The organism is Herbaspirillum sp. C9C3 (assembly GCF_013359625.1).
GTDB lineage: Bacteria > Pseudomonadota > Gammaproteobacteria > Burkholderiales > Burkholderiaceae_D > Herbaspirillum.
Window position 1 is genome coordinate 186947 of the sequence record NZ_JABFMQ010000003.1, and the last position, 17044, is coordinate 203990.

General features: G+C 63.2%; 16 protein-coding genes and 1 other RNA gene. 6 read left to right on the top strand and 11 right to left on the bottom strand.

The features are described 5' to 3' along the window. Position 1 precedes the first annotated feature (1 nt). The 6 genes from HNO82_RS04870 to mraZ are packed head-to-tail and all read right to left on the bottom strand — an operon-like array spanning position 2 to position 6453. Positions 2–1462: a UDP-N-acetylmuramoyl-tripeptide--D-alanyl-D-alanine ligase gene (locus HNO82_RS04870; protein WP_175342927.1), complete on the bottom strand. Its 1461-nt coding sequence runs from the start codon at positions 1460–1462 to the stop codon at positions 2–4. Then, positions 1459–2985, bottom strand: a complete 1527-nt coding sequence (locus HNO82_RS04875; RefSeq protein ID WP_175342928.1) for a UDP-N-acetylmuramoyl-L-alanyl-D-glutamate--2,6-diaminopimelate ligase — start codon at positions 2983–2985, stop codon at positions 1459–1461. The genes HNO82_RS04870 and HNO82_RS04875 overlap by 4 nt, the downstream gene beginning before the upstream one ends. Further along, a complete protein-coding gene (locus tag HNO82_RS04880; RefSeq protein ID WP_008334521.1) occupies positions 2985–4763 on the bottom strand; it encodes a peptidoglycan D,D-transpeptidase FtsI family protein in 1779 nt (592 codons plus the stop codon). The genes HNO82_RS04875 and HNO82_RS04880 overlap by 1 nt, the downstream gene beginning before the upstream one ends. After that, positions 4760–5032 carry a cell division protein FtsL gene (gene ftsL / locus HNO82_RS04885; RefSeq protein WP_175342929.1) on the bottom strand — a complete coding sequence of 91 codons (273 nt, stop codon included), beginning with the start codon at positions 5030–5032 and terminating at the stop codon, positions 4760–4762. The genes HNO82_RS04880 and ftsL overlap by 4 nt, the downstream gene beginning before the upstream one ends. Further along, positions 5029–6012 carry a 16S rRNA (cytosine(1402)-N(4))-methyltransferase RsmH gene (rsmH, locus tag HNO82_RS04890; RefSeq protein WP_175342930.1) on the bottom strand — a complete coding sequence of 328 codons (984 nt, stop codon included), beginning with the start codon at positions 6010–6012 and terminating at the stop codon, positions 5029–5031. Before rsmH ends, ftsL begins: the two co-directional genes overlap by 4 nt. Positions 6013–6024: 12 nt before the next feature. Continuing rightward, on the bottom strand, positions 6025–6453 hold the full coding sequence (gene mraZ / locus HNO82_RS04895; RefSeq protein WP_006465511.1) for a division/cell wall cluster transcriptional repressor MraZ: 429 nt from the start codon (positions 6451–6453) through the stop codon (positions 6025–6027). 432 nt (positions 6454–6885) lie between these two features. Between mraZ and HNO82_RS04900 the strand changes: the two genes are divergently transcribed. From HNO82_RS04900 to HNO82_RS04910, 3 genes are all read left to right on the top strand, one after another. Continuing rightward, positions 6886–7254, top strand: a complete 369-nt coding sequence (locus tag HNO82_RS04900) for a hypothetical protein (protein WP_175342931.1) — start codon at positions 6886–6888, stop codon at positions 7252–7254. Positions 7255–7332: 78 nt separating this feature from the next. Next, a complete protein-coding gene (locus HNO82_RS04905; RefSeq protein WP_006465510.1) occupies positions 7333–7617 on the top strand; it encodes an HU family DNA-binding protein in 285 nt (94 codons plus the stop codon). Between the two features lie 353 nt (positions 7618–7970). Further along, positions 7971–8450 carry a nuclear transport factor 2 family protein gene (locus HNO82_RS04910; RefSeq protein ID WP_175342932.1) on the top strand — a complete coding sequence of 160 codons (480 nt, stop codon included), beginning with the start codon at positions 7971–7973 and terminating at the stop codon, positions 8448–8450. A gap of 44 nt (positions 8451–8494) precedes the next feature. On the opposite strand, the gene HNO82_RS04915 is transcribed toward HNO82_RS04910, so the two are convergent. Further along, positions 8495–9655 (bottom strand): enoyl-CoA hydratase/isomerase family protein, encoded by a 1161-nt coding sequence (locus tag HNO82_RS04915; protein WP_175342933.1) that lies wholly within the window; start codon positions 9653–9655, stop codon positions 8495–8497. An 80-nt stretch (positions 9656–9735) separates the two neighbouring features. Next, positions 9736–10070: RNase P RNA component class A (rnpB, locus tag HNO82_RS04920), an RNA gene on the bottom strand. A gap of 183 nt (positions 10071–10253) precedes the next feature. On the opposite strand from rnpB, the gene HNO82_RS04925 reads away from it, so the two are divergent. Both HNO82_RS04925 and HNO82_RS04930 read left to right on the top strand, forming a co-directional pair. Then, entirely contained in the window at positions 10254–11519 is a 1266-nt protein-coding gene (locus HNO82_RS04925) for a D-amino acid dehydrogenase (RefSeq protein WP_008334508.1), read from the top strand. A gap of 85 nt (positions 11520–11604) precedes the next feature. Next, a complete protein-coding gene (locus HNO82_RS04930; protein ID WP_175342999.1) occupies positions 11605–12357 on the top strand; it encodes an HpcH/HpaI aldolase family protein in 753 nt (250 codons plus the stop codon). 34 nt (positions 12358–12391) lie between these two features. Here the strand turns inward: HNO82_RS04930 and HNO82_RS04935 are convergent, their stop codons facing one another. From HNO82_RS04935 to HNO82_RS04945, 3 genes are all read right to left on the bottom strand, one after another. Beyond that, the gene (locus HNO82_RS04935) at positions 12392–13399 is read right to left on the bottom strand and encodes an aldo/keto reductase (protein ID WP_175342934.1); all 1008 of its coding nucleotides are present in this window, start codon (positions 13397–13399) and stop codon (positions 12392–12394) included. A gap of 63 nt (positions 13400–13462) precedes the next feature. Continuing rightward, the gene (locus HNO82_RS04940; protein WP_175342935.1) at positions 13463–14467 is read right to left on the bottom strand and encodes an AraC family transcriptional regulator; all 1005 of its coding nucleotides are present in this window, start codon (positions 14465–14467) and stop codon (positions 13463–13465) included. A gap of 297 nt (positions 14468–14764) precedes the next feature. Further along, positions 14765–15778 (bottom strand): LysR family transcriptional regulator, encoded by a 1014-nt coding sequence (locus HNO82_RS04945; RefSeq protein WP_008334492.1) that lies wholly within the window; start codon positions 15776–15778, stop codon positions 14765–14767. A gap of 402 nt (positions 15779–16180) precedes the next feature. Between HNO82_RS04945 and HNO82_RS04950 the strand changes: the two genes are divergently transcribed. After that, the gene (locus HNO82_RS04950; RefSeq protein ID WP_175342936.1) at positions 16181–17044 is read left to right on the top strand and encodes an alpha/beta hydrolase fold domain-containing protein; all 864 of its coding nucleotides are present in this window, start codon (positions 16181–16183) and stop codon (positions 17042–17044) included.

The window sequence follows — 17044 nt, forward strand, 5'->3', positions numbered from 1 at the left end:
GCTAATGGGTCTCCTGTTGATGTTGCGAGAGTGATTCAACGTTGACCAGATGCTGTACAACTCGCTCCATCTTCATGAAGCGTGAACCTTTTACCAAAATGGTCGCCCCCTGCGGGGCAGCCTTTTCCACCGCGGCATTGAGTGCGGCGATATCGTCGAAATGCGTAGCCTGCGCTACACCTTGCAGCGCCGGACCATACGAACTGACGACGTGTTTCGTCAATTCGCCCAGTCCGAGCAAGAGCGGAATGCCACGGCTGCGGGCATAGGCGCCGATCTCGGCATGGAACTGCGGGCCCTGGTCGCCGACTTCACCCATGTCGCCCAGCACCAGCACGCGCGGACCGTCGATGGCGGCCAGCACGTCGATGGCGGCGCGCACGGAGTCGGGGTTGGCGTTGTAGGTGTCGTCGATCACCAGCGCGCCGCTGCGGGCTTGCTTGCGCTGCAGGCGGCCACTGACCGGGGCAAAGCTCTGCAGGCCGCGTACCACGGCCTCAACCGTGATGCCGGCACCCAGCGCGCAGGCGGCAGCAGCCAGGGCATTGCGCACGTTGTGCTCACCGACGGCGGCCAGTTCCACCTTGAACTGCGCGGGCGGGACGGCCAGACCTTTCACGGTCACCTGCAGGGTACTGCCGAAGGCGCTGGCCTGATAGCTGGCGCTGACATCGGCTTGCGCAGTCAGGCCGAAAGTCAGCACGCGGCGGGCACCGGCTTCTTCACGCCAGAGCGCGGTGAAATCATCATCGGACGGGAACACGGCCACGCCGTCAGCAGGCAGGTGGCGGATCACGGCGCCGTTTTCGCGTGCCACCGCTTCGACGCTGGCCATGAATTCCTGATGCTCGCGCTGGGCATTGTTGACCAACCCCAGCGTGGGCGCGGCAATGCGAGAAAGCACGGCGATTTCGCCCGGATGATTCATGCCCATCTCGATGACGGCAGCCTGATGTTGCGCGCGCAGACGGAACAAGGTCAGCGGGACGCCGATCTCGTTGTTGAAATTGCCGCGCGTACCCAGGTAGCCGTCTTCACCGAAGGCGGCCGTGAGGATGGCGGCGATCATTTCCTTGACGGTGGTCTTGCCGTTGCTGCCGGTCACGCCGATCACCGGGATCTGATGCCGGATACGCCAGCCATGGGCGATCTGGCCCAGTGCGGCGCGGGTGTCGGGTACCACGATGGCCGGCACGCCAAGGCCTGGCGGTACGCGTTCGACCACCACGGCGGCAGCACCCTGGGCGGCTACCGTATCGAGGAAATCATGCGCATCGAAGCGCTCGCCGCGCAGAGCGACGAAGACATTGCCGGGCTTGACCGCACGACTGTCGGTGACGACGTCATTGAGTTCGAGTACGCCTGCCGGCGCATTGACCACGCCCGGCACGGTGCGTGCGGAGGCGGCTTGCTCGGCGGTGCGGATCCACTCCAGCAACTGGCGGAAATCGAATCGCATCATGCGCCTCCCATCATCGTCGAGCGCGCGGCCAGGGCCAGGGCGACATGGTCGGCATCGAGGAAGGGCAGTTTCTTGCCGGCGATTTCCTGGTAGGGCTCATGCCCCTTGCCGGCCAGCAGTACCACGTCGGAGCGGGTGGCATGGCGGATCGCCCACAGGATGGCGCCGGCGCGGTCGGGCAGCACCACCGGTTCGACGCGGCTCATGCCTACACGGATCTGCTCGATGATGGCCTGCGGATCTTCACTGCGCGGATTGTCGCTGGTCAGCACGACCTGGTCGGCCTGCTCGGCGATCTGGCCCATCTGCGGGCGCTTGCCCGGATCGCGATCACCACCGCAGCCGAATACGCACCACAGCTGGCCGCCACGCTGGGTGGCGACCTGGCGCAGGGTGGACAGGGTCTTGTCGAGGGCGTCGGGGGTATGGGCGTAATCGATCACGATCAGCGGCACATCAGGGCCGCCGAACTGCTGCATGCGGCCCGGTGCCGGGGTCAGTGCGGCCGCTGCGGCGACCACGGCATCCCAGGCCACGCCCTGCGTGAGCAGTACGCCCATGATGCCCAGCACGTTGCTGACATTGAAGCGTCCCACCAGCTGGGTCTTGACCTGGCCGCTGCCGAAAGGGGAATCGACGTGGAAGGCGGTGCCGGTATGGCTGCTGCGCAGTTGGCTGGCGCGCAAAGTCGGTACGCCGTGCGTGTTGCCGCCCTGCTCGTCGGCGATGGCGTAACCGATCACCGGCAGCTTGCGCTCGGCCAGCAGCGGCAGCAGGCGCTGGCCCATGCCATCGTCCAGGTTGACCACGGCGTGCTTCAGGCCCGGCCACTGGAACAGCTTGCGCTTGGCGTCTTCGTAGGTCTGCATGTCACCGTGGAAATCCAGGTGATCACGGGTGAAATTGGTCAGCAGCGCGACATCGACGTGCATGCCGTTCATGCGCCCCTGGGCCAGTCCGATGGAGGAGGCCTCGATGGCCAGCGCACCGACGCGGCCCTGCGACAACTTGAACAGGCTGCGTTGCAGCAGTACGGCGTCCGGTGTGGTGTAGCCGGTGACCTCGAAGCCTTGCGGCTTGCCATTGACAAAGCTGCCCACGCCGAGCGTACCGATCACGCCGGCGGCGCTGGCGCCGGGCAGACGCGACAATGCGGTACCCAGCCAGTAGGCGCAGGAAGTCTTGCCATTGGTGCCGGTGACGGCCACCGTCAACATGGCCTGATCAGGCTGGCCGTACCAGGCGGCGGCGATCTCGCCGGCGCGCGCCTTCAGGTCGGACAGGGGCAGGTGCGGCACGTCGATCTGGGCCGGCCAGGTATAACCGTCGGCTTCGTAGAGCACGGCGGCCGCGCCCCGCTCGACGGCATCGGCAATATAGGAGCGGCCATCGGCGTCGCCCACGTAAGCGAAGAACACGTCGCCGGCCGCCACGCGGCGGGAATCCGAGGTGAGTTGCGCAGACGGCGACGCCTGGCGCAGCCAGGCGAGGATGTCTTGAAGGCTGGGAACGCGCTCGGACATTACATGCTCTCCTCAAGCGGTTCTTTGGGAATGATGATGTTGGTCACGCTGGAATCCGGCGGTACGTTCAATGCGCGCAAGGCATTGGCGGCGACGTTGGCAAATACCGGGCCGGCCACCGGGCCGCCGAAGTGCTGACCTTGCGGCTCGTCGATCATCACCGAGATGATCAGGCGCGGGTCCGACATCGGGGCGATGCCCGTAAACGAGGCCACGTACTTGCGCACGTACTTGCCGTTTTCGATCTTGTAAGCGGTACCGGTCTTGCCGCCGACGCGATAGCCCGGCACCTGGGCCTGCGGTGCCGTACCGCCCGGAGCGACCACGGTTTCCAGCATGCGACGCATCTGCAGGGCGGTATCGGCCGAGATGACACGCTGGCCGATGGGCGAATCGGTGACCTTGGTGAAGGACAAGGGAATGATGTCGCCATTGCGGGCGAAGATCAGATAGGCGTGGGCCAGCTGGATCAACGACACCGAAATGCCGTGGCCGTAGCTCATGGTGGCCTGCTCGATCGGGCGCCACGACTTGTAGGGACGCACGCGACCGGCCACCGCCCCCGGGAAGCCGAACTTGGGCTGCTGACCGAAACCGACCGTGGTGAACATTTCCCACATCTCTTCGGCCGGCATGCCCAGCGCGATCTTGGCAGTGCCGATGTTGGAAGACTTCTCGATGATCTGCGCCACCGTCAGCGGACCGTGGGGATGCGAATCGCCGATGGTGGCGGTGCCGATGGTCATCTTGCCGGGCGCGGTCTGGAACACCGTGGACGGAGTCACGCGATGCGTGTCCAGCGCCAGCGCCACGGTGAAGGGCTTGAGGGTCGAGCCCGGTTCGAAGGTATCGGTCACCACGCGATTGCGCAGCTGCGCCCCGGTCAGCACCGAACGGTCGTTGGGATTGTAGGAGGGCAGATTGGCCATGGCCAGCACTTCGCCGGTCTTGGCATCGACCACGATGATGCCGCCGGCCTTGGCCTTGTATTTTTCTACCGCTTCCTTCAGTTGCGTGAAGGCGATGTACTGAATCTTGCTGTCGATGGACAAGGTCAGGTCACGGCCATCGTGCGGCTCGCGGATCGATTCGATATCTTCCACCACACGGCCCAGGCGGTCCTTGATGACGCGGCGGCTGCCGGTCACGCCAGCCAGCGTCTTCTGCGCGGACAGCTCCATGCCGTCCTGGCCGGCATCCTCGATGTTGGTGAAGCCGACCACGTGCGCCATCACCTCGCCTTCGGGATAGAAGCGCTTGTATTCCTTGCGGGTCTGGATGCCGGGGATGCCCAGCTTGACGATCTTGTCGGCGGTATCCTGCTCGACCTGGCGCTTCAGATAGACGAAGCTGCGGTCGGAATCGAGCTTCTTGCGCAGCTCGGCATCGCTCATGTCCAGCAGCTTGGCCAGCTGCACCAGCTTGTCCTTGGGTGCGCCCTGCACATCGTCGGGGATGGCCCAGATCGCCTTGACCGGCACCGAGGAAGCCAGCACCTGGCCGTTGCGGTCAAGGATCTTGCCGCGCGTGGCGGGCATTTCCAGGGTGCGGGCGTAGCGCGAGGCGCCCTGCTTCTGCAGGAAATCGGTCGATACGCCCTGCAGCCACAGCGCGCGCAGCACCAGCGCCACGAAGGCGGCAAACAGCACGAACAGCACGAAGCGCGAGCGCCAGGCCGGCAGCTTGACCTGCAGGATGGGATTGGACGAAAACGCCACGCCCTTGGAGGCAGCCACGCGAGCGCCGGTCAGGTTGGTACGCGGGGGCATCTTGGTCATGGCCCCCCCACGGTGAGGTATTGGGTACGGGCGGCGGTGACCGGGACCATGCCCAGATCACGCCGTGCCAGCTCCTCGATGCGGGCATTCTTGCCCAGCGTGGACTGGTCCAGCTGCAACTGCGCCCAATCGACGTCGAGCTGGCGCGCCGCGCTCTGGGCGCGTTCCAGCTCGATGAAGAGGCTGCGTGCCTTGTACTGGGCGCTCACCACCGACAGCGCGCAACCCACCAGCATGATGGTCAGCAGGATGCACAGACGCCCGGTCATGCAGGCGCCCCTTCGGTGGTGCGGGTGGACACCGGCATCACGCGCTCCAGGCCGCGCATGACCGCCGAGCGGGCACGCGGGTTGGATTCGACTTCGGCACTGCTGGGCATGACGCGCGGCAGCAGGCGGGCCGGGGCTTGCGGCAGGTCCACGGCACGGATCGGCAGGCGACGGTCAGGCTGCGGCGCATGGGCTTTGGAGGCCATGAACTGCTTGACGATGCGATCTTCCAGCGAGTGAAAGCTGATCACGACCAATCTCCCGTGCTGCGCCATCTGGGCAAATGCCTTGTCCAGTCCTACTTCGAGTTCTTCAAGCTCTTGATTGACGAAAATCCGTACAGCCTGAAAGGTACGAGTGGCCGGGTCTTTGCCTTTCTCGCGGGTTTTGACGGCTTGTGCCACGAGCGCGGCAAGCTGTCGTGTGCTTGAAATTGGCTCGATTGCCCGGCCAGCAACAATCTTCTTTGCAATCTGAAGAGCAAACCGTTCTTCCCCATAATCTCGTATCACCTTTGCAATCTGCTGTTCATCTGCCGTTGCCAGCCATTCCGCTGCCGACACGCCACGGGTGGTATCCATGCGCATGTCCAGCGGGCCATCGAGCCGAAAACTGAAGCCGCGCGCGGCGTCATCCACCTGCGGCGACGAGATGCCCAAATCCATCAATACCCCGTCGACCTGCGCGATGCCGCGTGCGGCCAGCGCCTCATCCATGGTCGCGAAGCTGTCGTGCACGATCTCGAAGCGGGCATCGTCAATCTTGTGCGCCGTGGCAATGGCCAACGGATCCTTGTCAAATGCGATCAGGCGCCCTTGCGGGCCCAGCCTGGACAGGATGGCGCGGCTATGACCGCCACGGCCGAAGGTTCCGTCCAGGTAAATGCCATTGGCGCGCTCGCCCGCAATGGCCAGCGCGTCCACGGCTTCTTCCAACAGCACGGTGCGGTGCTGCAGCTCGGGCACCGGTTGCAGATTCATCTTGTCCGGCCGTCAGAAGGAAAAGTTGCTCAACACATCCGGCATGCCACCCGCCACGGCCTCGGCTTCACTCTCGGCCAGCTTGACGGCATCCCAGATTTCGAAATGACTACCCATGCCCAGCAACATCACATCGCGCTGCAAGCCCACGGCCGCGCGCAGTTCGGGCGCAATCAGGATGCGGCCGGCACTGTCGAGCTCCACGTCCTGGGCATTGCCCAGGAAGATGCGCTGCCAGGCACGGGCCGACATCGGCCAGTTGGCGATCTGCTCGCGATGCGTCTCCCAGGTCGGGCGCGGAAAGAACAACAGGCAGCCATGCGGATGGCGCGTCACGGTGGCGCGTCCTTCGCACTGCACAATCAGGGCGTCACGATGCTTGGCCGGAATGGTCATCCGTCCTTTGGCATCGAGATTGAGTGCTGACGCGCCCTGGAACACTGTGTTTTTCCTTCGCCTGCGGCGAGTGAGATTGCTGATCGGGTGCCGTGTCGTGCCGGGCAAATGCAAATGACACCACAAATGCCCCACAAAAAAACACTTTTTGACACTGCCGCCCACTTTAGTGGATGCACTATTGCAGGTCAAGCGGTATACGCAGCGAAAAACCGCGATTTTGCTAATAAAGTCAAAGACTTAGCGCACTTCCTTAAAACACCCTCTTCATAACATTTGTGAAGAAAATGAAGGACTTAGCATTTACATTGAAGGTGCAACCTGAGCTATACACATGTGTTTCGCGCCAGAATTGCGCAACGGCGCGGATTTGCGGCGCATGGACGCGGCGGTCTGCCCGATTTCGGGGCAGCAGGGAGAGGGAAAACGACGGGAGCAGGAAAGCGCAGGATTTGCGAGTGAACTGAACCAAAGGACATGGATTTTGCAGTGCAACTTAAGTTCACCGGATGGCGCGAAAATGGACAAGAAATATCCGTTTGGGGCAGTCCGGAGCATGCCTCGCCCTGCATCGTCACCCTGACAACGAGGGCATTGCCCTGCGGGGCAAGCGCCTCAGCAGATGCGGCGAGAACGCTTGTGATCCCGAAACTTCATGAAATTCTTCGTCAAATGAATGGCAGGAAGCGTTTTTGTTTTGACTTCGGCGGCGAGCACCTTTTACTATCCGTGTCTTTGGGAAGATCGATACGCAAAAACGCGGCCGGCATGGCCCGTTTGCGGGTGTTGAAGAGCACGTCGATTTTTTTCAATCAAGGCTGGTTCCGACCAGGCCCTATCGGCTGAAAACGCAGATAGGGCTTGCGGATCCGGCTCATTCCAGTGCTAAAATCTGGGCACCTTAACAGTGAAAGGAATTTAAAAGTGAACAAATCTGAATTGGTTGACGTTATCGCCGCCGACACCGAGATCTCCAAGGCAGCAGCCCAGCGCGCGCTGGACTCCGTCATCGAGAACATCATCAAGGCCGTGACCAAGGGCGATACCGTGCAATTGGTTGGCTTCGGTTCCTTCTCGACCGGCAAGCGCGCTGCCCGCACCGGCCGCAACCCGCAAACCGGCGAAGAAATCAAGATCGCCGCTGCGACCACCGTGAAGTTCTCGGCTGGCAAGGCTTTCAAGGAAGCCGTCAACAAGAAGAAGAAATAATTTCACGCTTCACGCATTTGAATGCCCTCAACCAGGTTCAGGGCATTCAAATCGAGGCCGATTCGACAGGATCGGCCGTCCCTCCCCCCCTCCTCGCCTTCCCGCTCGTTTCTTCTTCCTCATCGCTTCTCTTGAGGGCCACACCGCAGAGCGATGTCCCTCCAGCACAGTTGCCCGTTGGCGCGCAACGCACAGCAATGACGGTCTCCCGCACAGGCAGGCTTTGTTTGCCAAGGTCCGGCGCAGCGCCTAGAATTTTTCGATCCATCGCTCCATACAGCCGCATTCCCGCTTGTCGTCCCGTCGTAGACCATGAACAGCCGACCCATCCGGCACACCCAAGGAGACTGTCGATGAATAGCCCCGCCCAGCGTCCACCGCTGCCCCCGTTCACCCGTGAGACGGCCGCCATGAAGGCGCGCGCTGCCGAAGATGCCTGGAATTCCTGCGATCCGCAGCGCGTCTCGCTGGCCTATACCGAAGACAGCCGCTGGCGCAACCGCGCCGACTTCGTCCACGGACGCGCCGAGATCGTCGCCTTCCTCACCCGCAAATGGGCGCGCGAGCTGGATTACCGACTCATCAAGGAAGTCTGGGCGCACGAAGGCAACCGCATCGCCGTGCGCTTCGCCTACGAATGGCACGACGATTCGGGGAGCTGGTTCCGCTCCTATGGCAACGAGAACTGGGAATTCGACGAGCATGGACTGATGCGCCTGCGCCATGCTTCCATCAATGATCTGCCGATCAGGCAAGCGGAACGCAAATTCCACTGGGACCGCTCAGGCCCGCGTCCGGCCGACCATCCCGGCCTGTCCGAACTGGGCCTGTAAGCACGGGCCGTCCGTCGACCCGACCGGGGTCGACCTGAAGCGCTTCAGGCGCCCAGGTCGGCCAGCGGATGCGCCTGGCGCGACCAGGGATCGGCAAAGAATCCCTCTACCCATGCCGGCGTGGCTGCGGCCAGAGAGGCCGGATTCCATTGTGGTTTCTGGTCCTTCTCGATGATCAGCGCGCGGATGCCCTCGACGAAATCGGGGCGTGCCGCGCAATGCAGCGACACCACGAATTCCAGCCGGAACACCTCCGCCAGCGACAGCGGACGCACACGCTTCTGCAGGGCATAGCCCAGCCAGGCCGAACCGGGCGAGCCGGCCCGCAGGGTAGCCTGGGCTTTGCTCAGCCAGGCATCCTCGGTCTGCAAGCTCAGAATGCCCTCGACGATTTCCGGCAAGGTGGGCCGACGGCAGAGGGACTCGATCAGGTCGAAATGCGTACGCAGGCTGGAGGCCGCAAACGATGCCGTGCCTTGCGACGAGCAAGAAACCTGCGCCGCACCCAGTACACGATCCAGCAGCTCGGCATCCTTGCCCTCTCCCCAGGGCTGCATCAGCAGGGCATCGATCACCGATGCCTTGGCGGCATGGGCCACGCGATAGTCCGCCAGGCCGGCGAAGAGGGCGTCGTTGGCATTGAGGTTGGCACCGGTGAGCGCCAGGAAGACGCCGCTCTTGCCCGGCATGCGGGACAGGAACCAGCTGCCGCCCACATCCGGATAGAGCCCGATGGTGATTTCCGGCATGGCCAGACGCGATTTTTCGGTGACCACGCGATGGCTGCAACCGGCCATCAGGCCGATACCACCGCCCATGACGATGCCATGCCCCCAGCACAGGATGGGCTTGGCGAAGCTGTGGACAAGATAATCCAGGCGATATTCCTGCTCGAAGAATTCCGCTGCGTAGGAATTGGCGCCAATGTCCTCGCGCGCGGGCGAGGCGTGATGTTCGCGCATGGAGCGATAGAGCTGCTGCAAGTCGCCACCGGCACAAAAGGCCTTGTCGCCCTGCGCCTGCAGCATCACCATGGCCACGCCCGGATCGGCCTGCCACTGCTGCAGTTGGGGCGTGAGCAGCCTGACCATCTCCAGCGAGATGGCATGCAGGGTCTTTTCGGAAGCGAGGGTGGCGATGCCGATGCGTTGGCCGTTGGCGGCCGTCAGTTCTTCGAATGCCACGGGGGCGGCGGCTTGGTTCATGGGTCTCCTGGGGTCTCTGGCGAGCCCGCAGTGCCCACGGGCCGCAGTGTTGTTATGAAGAATGAAGAAAAAATCGAATTCAATGAAGCAGGCCGGTAGGCCGGATTCTGTTACGGCGGGAAACCCGCTATGACAGCCATTCCTCTAGGCGACGGATCGCTCCGCCGCTCAAGCTTTCTACCCGCACGCTCCGCGAGCCACATCAACGCGTGCCTATTTGAAATTGCTCCGGGTGGAGGTTACCGCGTTTCACCGTAACTGAATACGCTCGTCTCTGTGGCCCTGTTCCTCGCCTTATACCGGCTTGCGCCGGCTTTCAGCGGACGGCCGTTAACCGTCACCCTGCTCTGTGGAGTCCGGACCTTCCTCCCGCCGCCTCCTTGCGAAGACGGCCAGCGGCTGTCTGGCCTGCATCGGGCGCTATTGTAGCGCAGCATGGGCCGACACCGCGCATCGTCCATCGCAAAACGCTTTTGCGCCCACGCAAAAAGATCATGCCGATTCGGCATGTGACACCCGAGCGGCTCTTCGGTAGTCTGCTGCTGATCCGCTACAGGCCCTGCGCCGCGCGGTTCCTGACTGACTTCAACGAAACACCATGCAAATCTGCGTACTGGGCGCCGGCGTGATCGGCGTGACCACTGCCTACCGTCTCCTGCAGGATGGCCATCAGGTCAGCCTCATCGATGCCCGCGACCAACCCGGCGAGGGCACCAGCCAGGGCAATGGTGCCCAGCTCAGCTATTCCTACGTGGCCCCCCTGGCCGATCCCTCAGTGTGGACCAAATGGGCATACTACCTGTTCAGCAAGGATTCGCCGCTGACCATCAAGCCGACCGCCGATAGCGCCCAATATCGCTGGCTGCTGCAGTTCCTGCGCTGCTGCAATGCGCAGCGCGTACGCCAGACCACCATCGACCTGCTGCAACTGGCCTTCTACAGTCGCGACCAGCTCACCCAATGGAATGCCGGCCTGCAGCTGTCCTTCGATCATCAGCGTTCCGGCAAGCTGGTCATGTTTACCGATGCACAAGGGCTGGAGGCGGCTGCGCAGCAGGTGCAATTCCAGGCGCAGCATGGCTGCCGGCAAGAGGTACTCAGCGCGGCCGAGTGCATCCGCATCGAACCGGCCCTGGGCCACTCACAGCGCGACTGGGTTGGCGGGGTTTACACGCCCAGTGAAGAGGCGGGCGATTGTCCGCAATTCTGCCGCGCCCTGGTCGAAACCATGCAGGCGCATCCGGATTTCCGTTTCATCGGCGCTGCCCGCGTTGATGCCGTACGCCGCGAAGGGCGTGCCCTGCGCGCGGTGCAGGCCGGTGGCCAATGGATTGCTGCCGACCGTTTCGTGCTGGCACTGGGTGCCGATAGCGCGGACTTCGCGCGCCTGGTCGATCTGCGCCTGCCACTCTATCCACTCAAGGGCTACAGCATCACCGTGCCGCTGGAGGATGAGGCCAGCCGCGCCGCGGCGCCTCAGGTATCCATCACCGACATCGCCAGGAAGATCGTTTATGCACGCCTCGGCCAACGGCTGCGCGTGGCGGGCCGCATCGAGCTGGTGGGCCGCGACGCCCGCATCCCGCCCTCGGCCATCGAGGAACTGAAGAATGGCCTGCGCGAGCTCTTCCCCGGCTGCGCGCTGGGCGAGGATGCGACGCTGTCGCCGTGGACGGGATTTCGGCCGGCCACGCCGAGCGGCGTGCCCATCGTCGGCGCATCGCCGGTGGAGAATCTGCATCTCAACATTGGCCAGGGTGCGCTGGGCTGGACGCTGGCCTGTGGCAGTGCGGCGCTGGTGGCCGACCAGATCGCCGGCCGCCGGCGCGCCATCGACGATGCGCCCTTCCGGTACCGCGCCTGAAGAAGTTTCATCTCAGGCGCCCGCATTCGGACTTAACATGGCACATCGCCAGCATCTGCGCTGGCCTATCCACGGGAGACGAACGATGCGGGAAAACCGGCTGCGCACCCTCTTCGCGCAACAGCAACTGGCCCTCTCGGGCTGGGTATCGATGGGCAATTCGCTGCTGGCCGAAGTGCTGGGGCACAGCGGCTACGATGCGGTGACGGTGGATCTGCAGCACGGTCCCTTCTCGATCGAATCGGCGCTGCCGATGCTGCAGGCCATCTCCGGCACGCCCGCCATACCGCTGGTGCGCTGCTCCGAAAACAGCCTGGGAGAAATCAACAAGCTGCTCGACGCCGGTGCCTATGGTGTGATCTGTCCGCTCATCAACACGGCGGCCGACGCCGAGCGCTTCGTGCGGGCATGTCATTATTCCCCGCGCGGCGGACGCAGCTATGGCCCGGCGCGCGGCTTCCTGTATGGCGGAGCGGACTACTTTGCGCACGCCAACGCCACCATTCTGACCCTGGCCATGATCGAGACCCGCGAAGGCTATGCCAACGCTGAAGCGATCCTGCAGACCCCTGACCTGGACGGCATCTTCATCGGCCCCAGCGACCTGGCCATCGAACTGGGCCTGGCGCCGGATGCCTACGACGACGTGCACCTCAATGACGCCATCGACCATCTGCTGGCGCTGGCGCGCAGGCTGGGCAAATACGTGGGGATCTTCGCCGGGACCATGGAGATGGCCCAGCGCATGAAGCATATCGGGATGGATCTGGTGGTGCCGGGGACGGATATTCAGCAGATCAAGGCGGAAGGGGCGCGGCGGATCGGGGCATTGCGCTGATCCGCTCGCGTGATGCCAGAATCGTTCCGTGGCTTCAGCGGGTCACCACCCGCCCAAAGAACGGATAATTCGGATCGTTATACCCATGCGTGGAAGCATGCCCGGGCGTCACCAGGCTATCCACCAGCGCTTCCTCCTCGGCAGTGATCTTCAGGTCCGCCGCATCGTAGTAATCCTCCATCTGCACCAGCGTGCGCGGCCCCGCGATCACGCTGCTGATGGCCGAATTGGCCAGCACCCAGGCGGTGGCGAACTGGCCCAGTTTGATGCCGCGCGCTTCGCAGTGCTGCTGCAGCCGCTGCGCGATCAGCAGCGATTCCTCGCGAAACTCGGTTTCCATCATGCGCTTGTCGCCCCGACCGGCGCGCGTGTTTTCGGGCGGCTTCTGACCGGGCTGGTACTTGCCGGTCAGCACCCCGCGTGCAATCGGGCTGTAAGGCACCACGCCCAAACCGTAATGCGCGCAAGCCGGCAGGATTTCCACTTCCGGCTGACGATTGAGCAGGTTGTAATACGGCTGGCACACCAGCGGCAACGGCACATTGTTTTTCTCGCACAGCCGCACGATCTCGGCAATGCGCCAACCACGGAAATTGGAGACGCCAAACCCGCGAATCTTGCCCGCACGGATCAGATCGCCCAGAGCCTGCACGGCTTCCTCCAGGTTCTCTTCCTGGTAGTCGCGGTGCATGTAGAGGATGTCGAGGTAATCGGTATCCAGGCGCTTGAGGATGTTCTCGGTCTCGCGCACGATCCAGCTGCGCGAGTAGTTCGACTCATTGGGCTTGCCGCTCATGGCATTGCCCAGCTTGCTGGCCAGCACCCACTCGTGGCGCTGTCCGGCCAGCAGCTTGCCGACGATTTCCTCGGACTTGCCCTTGGTGTAGACGTCGGCAGTATCGATGAAATTGACGCCATGCTCACGGGCCGAGGCCACGATGCGGCCGGACTCCTGCAGATCGGTCTGATCCCCGAACATCATCGACCCCAAACACAGGGCCGATACCTTCAGATTGCTCTTGCCAAGGCGACGATAGTGCATGCTCTCTCCAAATCGAAAAAAGGGTGTGGATAAATCAACTGCCCGATTGCATACCTCACAGGCTCACAAGACCGGCGCTTCCTCTTCCTGCCAGCGCCGCTTGTCGCGCAGGGGCGGGGCGCCGAACAGGCGGCTGTATTCACGGCTGAACTGGGATGAACTTTCATACCCGACGCGATGCGCAGCGGTGGCCACGCTGGCGTCGGCGGTGAGGATCAGCTTGCGCGCTTCCTGCAGACGCAGGTTCTTCTGGTATTGCAGCGGACTCATGGCCGTCACCAGCTTGAAGTGATGATGCAGCGAAGATACGCTCATGTGCACCTCGCGTGCCACATCCTCGATGCGCAGCGCCTGGTCATAACCCTCCTTGATGAGCCGGATCGCCTTGGCCACGCGGTTCATCTGGCTATCCTGCAAAACGGTCTGGCGCAGCAGCGCGCCCTGCCCGTTCATCAATAGCCGGTACAGGATCTCGCGCCGTATCATGGGCGCCATGATCGGCACATCGCGCGGCGTTTCATGCAGGCGCAACAGGCGCAGCACCGCGTCGAGCAGGTCGACGTCGAGCCGGTTCACGTACAGCCCGCGTGCCGCCCCCTCGCCCAGGCTGGCGGCGGCGGGCAGGTTTTCATCGCCGATGAGCTCACCGATTTCCTGGGTATCCAGCTCCAGCCGCAAACCCAGATAGGGCTCGTCAGGACTGGTGACCATGACCTTGCCGACCACCGGCAGATCGACCGAGGCCACCAGGTAGTGCATGGGATCGTATTCGTAGATCTCGTCGCCCACGAAGATGCGCTTGGAACCCTGCGCAATCACCGCAAAAACCGGCTTCTGCACCGCGTGCTTGGGGCCGGTCGGGCAGGTGATGCGATAGATTTCCATGTTGGGAATGGCCGTGGCCAGCATGCCCTCGGCACCTGTCGTATAGCGCTCCAGCAACTGCAACAGTTCCTGCTGCATGGCCTGGAAACGCGGGTCATCCCTCTCCTGGTCCGCGGCGCTCGGCGCCGCATCAGGCAGCAGCAAGGGCCCGGCATCCTGCAGGGAATGCAGATCGAGGTCCATAAGCTCCTCTCATTGAAAGACAGACACGACTGTAGCGCGGACTGACATTTGCCTGATCCTCCATGATGCAAGACCGGAGAATCAGGCAAGAAGTTTGCAGAATCAGGTATGCCGCAACAGGAATGGGTCCGACCAAAATTCCAACAACGCAGCATACAAAAGGACGTGGGGCTGCCCCACCTGAAAACCCAAGCACGACACACAGAGAATCGGGCAGAAAATCTGCAACTTAAGGCACGCCTAAAGCGGTGCCACCACTGCATAATCCTCGCCGAACCCAAAGCGATACAGAATCGGTCAGAACACGCTCTCCGCGATGTTGTACTGCTCTACCACCGTACGCACCGTCGTGGATTCGGGCTTGTTGACGAAGTGGCACTCGCTGTCTTCCATGCCCATGGTGCAGGCCTTGTTCAGCGGGCAGGTAGCGAACAGCTCGGCCACCCAGTCCACGAAGGCGCGCACCTTGGGCGAGAGATGACGGTTGTGCAGGTACACCACCGAGATTGGCAGCGGTGCCGGCTTCCATTGCGACAGCACCTCCACCAGCCGGCCTTCGTCGATGTGGCGCGTGACCATGTAGAGCGGCGCCTGCACCATGCCGAAGCCCTGCAGTGCGCATTCCACGTAGGCATCGGCATCGTTGACGGAAAGACGTCCGTTCATCTTCACCTCGCGGGTGACGCCATCGACCACGAAATCCCAGTCGATGGTGCGCCCGGTACGGCTGGAGAAGTAATGCACCGACTGGTGCTGCTGCAGATCTTCCAGGGTGTGCGGTACGCCATGGCGCTCCAGGTAGGAAGGCGCGGCGCAGGTCACGGTCTGGAAAGTGCCGATGCGGCGCGCCACCATCGAGGAATCCTGCAGCTCGCCCACGCGGATGACGCAGTCCACTGCCTCCTGCACCAGATCCACCGGACGGTCGCCCATGCCCATGACCAGTTCGATGTCCGGGTACTTGCCGTAGAAATCGCACAGATTGGGCAGCAACATCAGGCGCCCGATCGAGCCGGGCACGTCGATGCGCAGTCGTCCCTGCGGGCCGCGCGTGACATTGCGGAAGGACTGCTCGGTCTCGTCGATGTCAGCCAGGATGCGCACGCAGCGCTCGTAATAGGCTGCGCCATCAGGTGTGAGGCTGATGCGGCGCGTGGTGCGGTTCAGCAGGCGCACTTGCAGCATGCTCTCCAGCCCCTGGATCAGGGTGGTGACGGTGGTGCGCGGCAGGTTCAGGTTGTCGGCAGCGCGCGTGAAGCTGTTGGCATCCACCACAGCGGTAAAGACCTGCATGGCCTGGAAACGGTCCATCGCTCTCTCCTTTGAGGCCGCCACCGGGGTCAACACCGGCGCGGCAAACGGGGGCCAAGACAGATCCACGCAAGGCCAGGCACCGCCCCCGGCGCGCCGTCTTGCCATGACGGGATGCAGCAACAAGCCTCATCCCAATTTAAACCAAATAACGCCAAAAGCCAGCCAACTTAGTGCATCGGCAGCCAATCTTGCCGATGCCACCTCAGCAAGCCTGCCCGGCCGGGGCGGCTGACCTGGTTTTTTCTTCACCAAAAGGATAGCAAAGTGAATGAATTGATTCTCCCGATTGTTCAGGGTTGCCGAACAGTGTTGTTGGATTATAGGTGTTTATTCGAGACCCTGCTGTGCCGCACAATTCGCCTCATTCTTGGACAAGTGGCTTCGGCCCGGGCGCTCATCATGCACGCTTCCTCTTCGCTGGACATCCGCAATTTCTTCGTTCCAGGCCCGCTGGGACGTATCCCCGTGCGTCTGTACCAGCCCGCCGAAGCGCTGCCCAAGGGCGAGAAACGCCCGCTGGTGCTGTATTTCCACGGTGGCGGTTTCACCAGTGGTTCACTGGACGACGCCGATACCCCGGCCAGTTTCCTGGCACGGCACAACCAGGCCGTGGTGCTCTCTGTGGGCTACGCGCTGGCCCCGGCCAAGCCCTTCCCGGCCGCGCCCGAAGACGCCTTTGCCGCCGCCACCTGGGCCTGCAAGAACGCGGCCGAACTGAAGGTGGACCTGGAGCGCATGGTGGTGGCCGGTGACGACGCCGGTGGCAGCCTGGCCGCCAGCCTGACCATGATGACGCGCGACCGCTGCGGCAAGCCGCTGGCGGCCCAGGTGCTGATCAGCCCGATGCTGGATCCGAGCATGCGCCTGCTGGGCGACGCCGCCCGCCTGCAATCGGACCTCACCGCCGAGACCTGTGCGGCCAGCTATCGCCAGTACCTGCCGCAGACCATGCAGCGCCTGCATCCCTATGCCGCACCGCTGGAAGTGAGCCGCCTGGCCGGTCTGCCGCCGGCCTTCATCGCCACCGCCGAGCGCGACGTGTTGTGTCCGGAGGCGGAAAAATACGCCTCCAGCCTGATCCGCGCCGGTGTGCCGACCCAGGTCTCGCGCTTTGCCGGTATCACGCATGGCGCCCTGCGTACGCACCTGCCGCTGCTGACCGAGATCGTCAATTTCCTGCGCTGTCGCTTCGCCAGCTTGCGACGCGATGCCGCGCCCGCTGAATTCCTGCCGTATCCGCTTCACCCCTCCACTTCACTTTGA

What these genes read in the sequence shown, in the direction of transcription:
- HNO82_RS04870 (WP_175342927.1), bottom strand. Translation starts at nt 1,462, where the DNA reads ATGATGCGATTCGATTTCCGCCAGTTGCTGGAGTGGATCCGCACCGCC.
- HNO82_RS04875 (WP_175342928.1), bottom strand. Translation starts at nt 2,985, where the DNA reads ATGTCCGAGCGCGTTCCCAGCCTTCAAGACATCCTCGCCTGGCTGCGC.
- HNO82_RS04880 (WP_008334521.1), bottom strand. Translation starts at nt 4,763, where the DNA reads ATGACCAAGATGCCCCCGCGTACCAACCTGACCGGCGCTCGCGTGGCT.
- ftsL (WP_175342929.1), bottom strand. Translation starts at nt 5,032, where the DNA reads ATGACCGGGCGTCTGTGCATCCTGCTGACCATCATGCTGGTGGGTTGC.
- rsmH (WP_175342930.1), bottom strand. Translation starts at nt 6,012, where the DNA reads ATGAATCTGCAACCGGTGCCCGAGCTGCAGCACCGCACCGTGCTGTTG.
- HNO82_RS04900 (WP_175342931.1), top strand. Translation starts at nt 6,886, where the DNA reads ATGGATTTTGCAGTGCAACTTAAGTTCACCGGATGGCGCGAAAATGGA.
- HNO82_RS04910 (WP_175342932.1), top strand. Translation starts at nt 7,971, where the DNA reads ATGAATAGCCCCGCCCAGCGTCCACCGCTGCCCCCGTTCACCCGTGAG.
- HNO82_RS04915 (WP_175342933.1), bottom strand. Translation starts at nt 9,655, where the DNA reads ATGAACCAAGCCGCCGCCCCCGTGGCATTCGAAGAACTGACGGCCGCC.
- HNO82_RS04925 (WP_008334508.1), top strand. Translation starts at nt 10,254, where the DNA reads ATGCAAATCTGCGTACTGGGCGCCGGCGTGATCGGCGTGACCACTGCC.
- HNO82_RS04930 (WP_175342999.1), top strand. Translation starts at nt 11,605, where the DNA reads ATGCGGGAAAACCGGCTGCGCACCCTCTTCGCGCAACAGCAACTGGCC.
- HNO82_RS04935 (WP_175342934.1), bottom strand. Translation starts at nt 13,399, where the DNA reads ATGCACTATCGTCGCCTTGGCAAGAGCAATCTGAAGGTATCGGCCCTG.
- HNO82_RS04940 (WP_175342935.1), bottom strand. Translation starts at nt 14,467, where the DNA reads ATGGACCTCGATCTGCATTCCCTGCAGGATGCCGGGCCCTTGCTGCTG.
- HNO82_RS04945 (WP_008334492.1), bottom strand. Translation starts at nt 15,778, where the DNA reads ATGGACCGTTTCCAGGCCATGCAGGTCTTTACCGCTGTGGTGGATGCC.
- HNO82_RS04950 (WP_175342936.1), top strand. Translation starts at nt 16,181, where the DNA reads ATGCACGCTTCCTCTTCGCTGGACATCCGCAATTTCTTCGTTCCAGGC.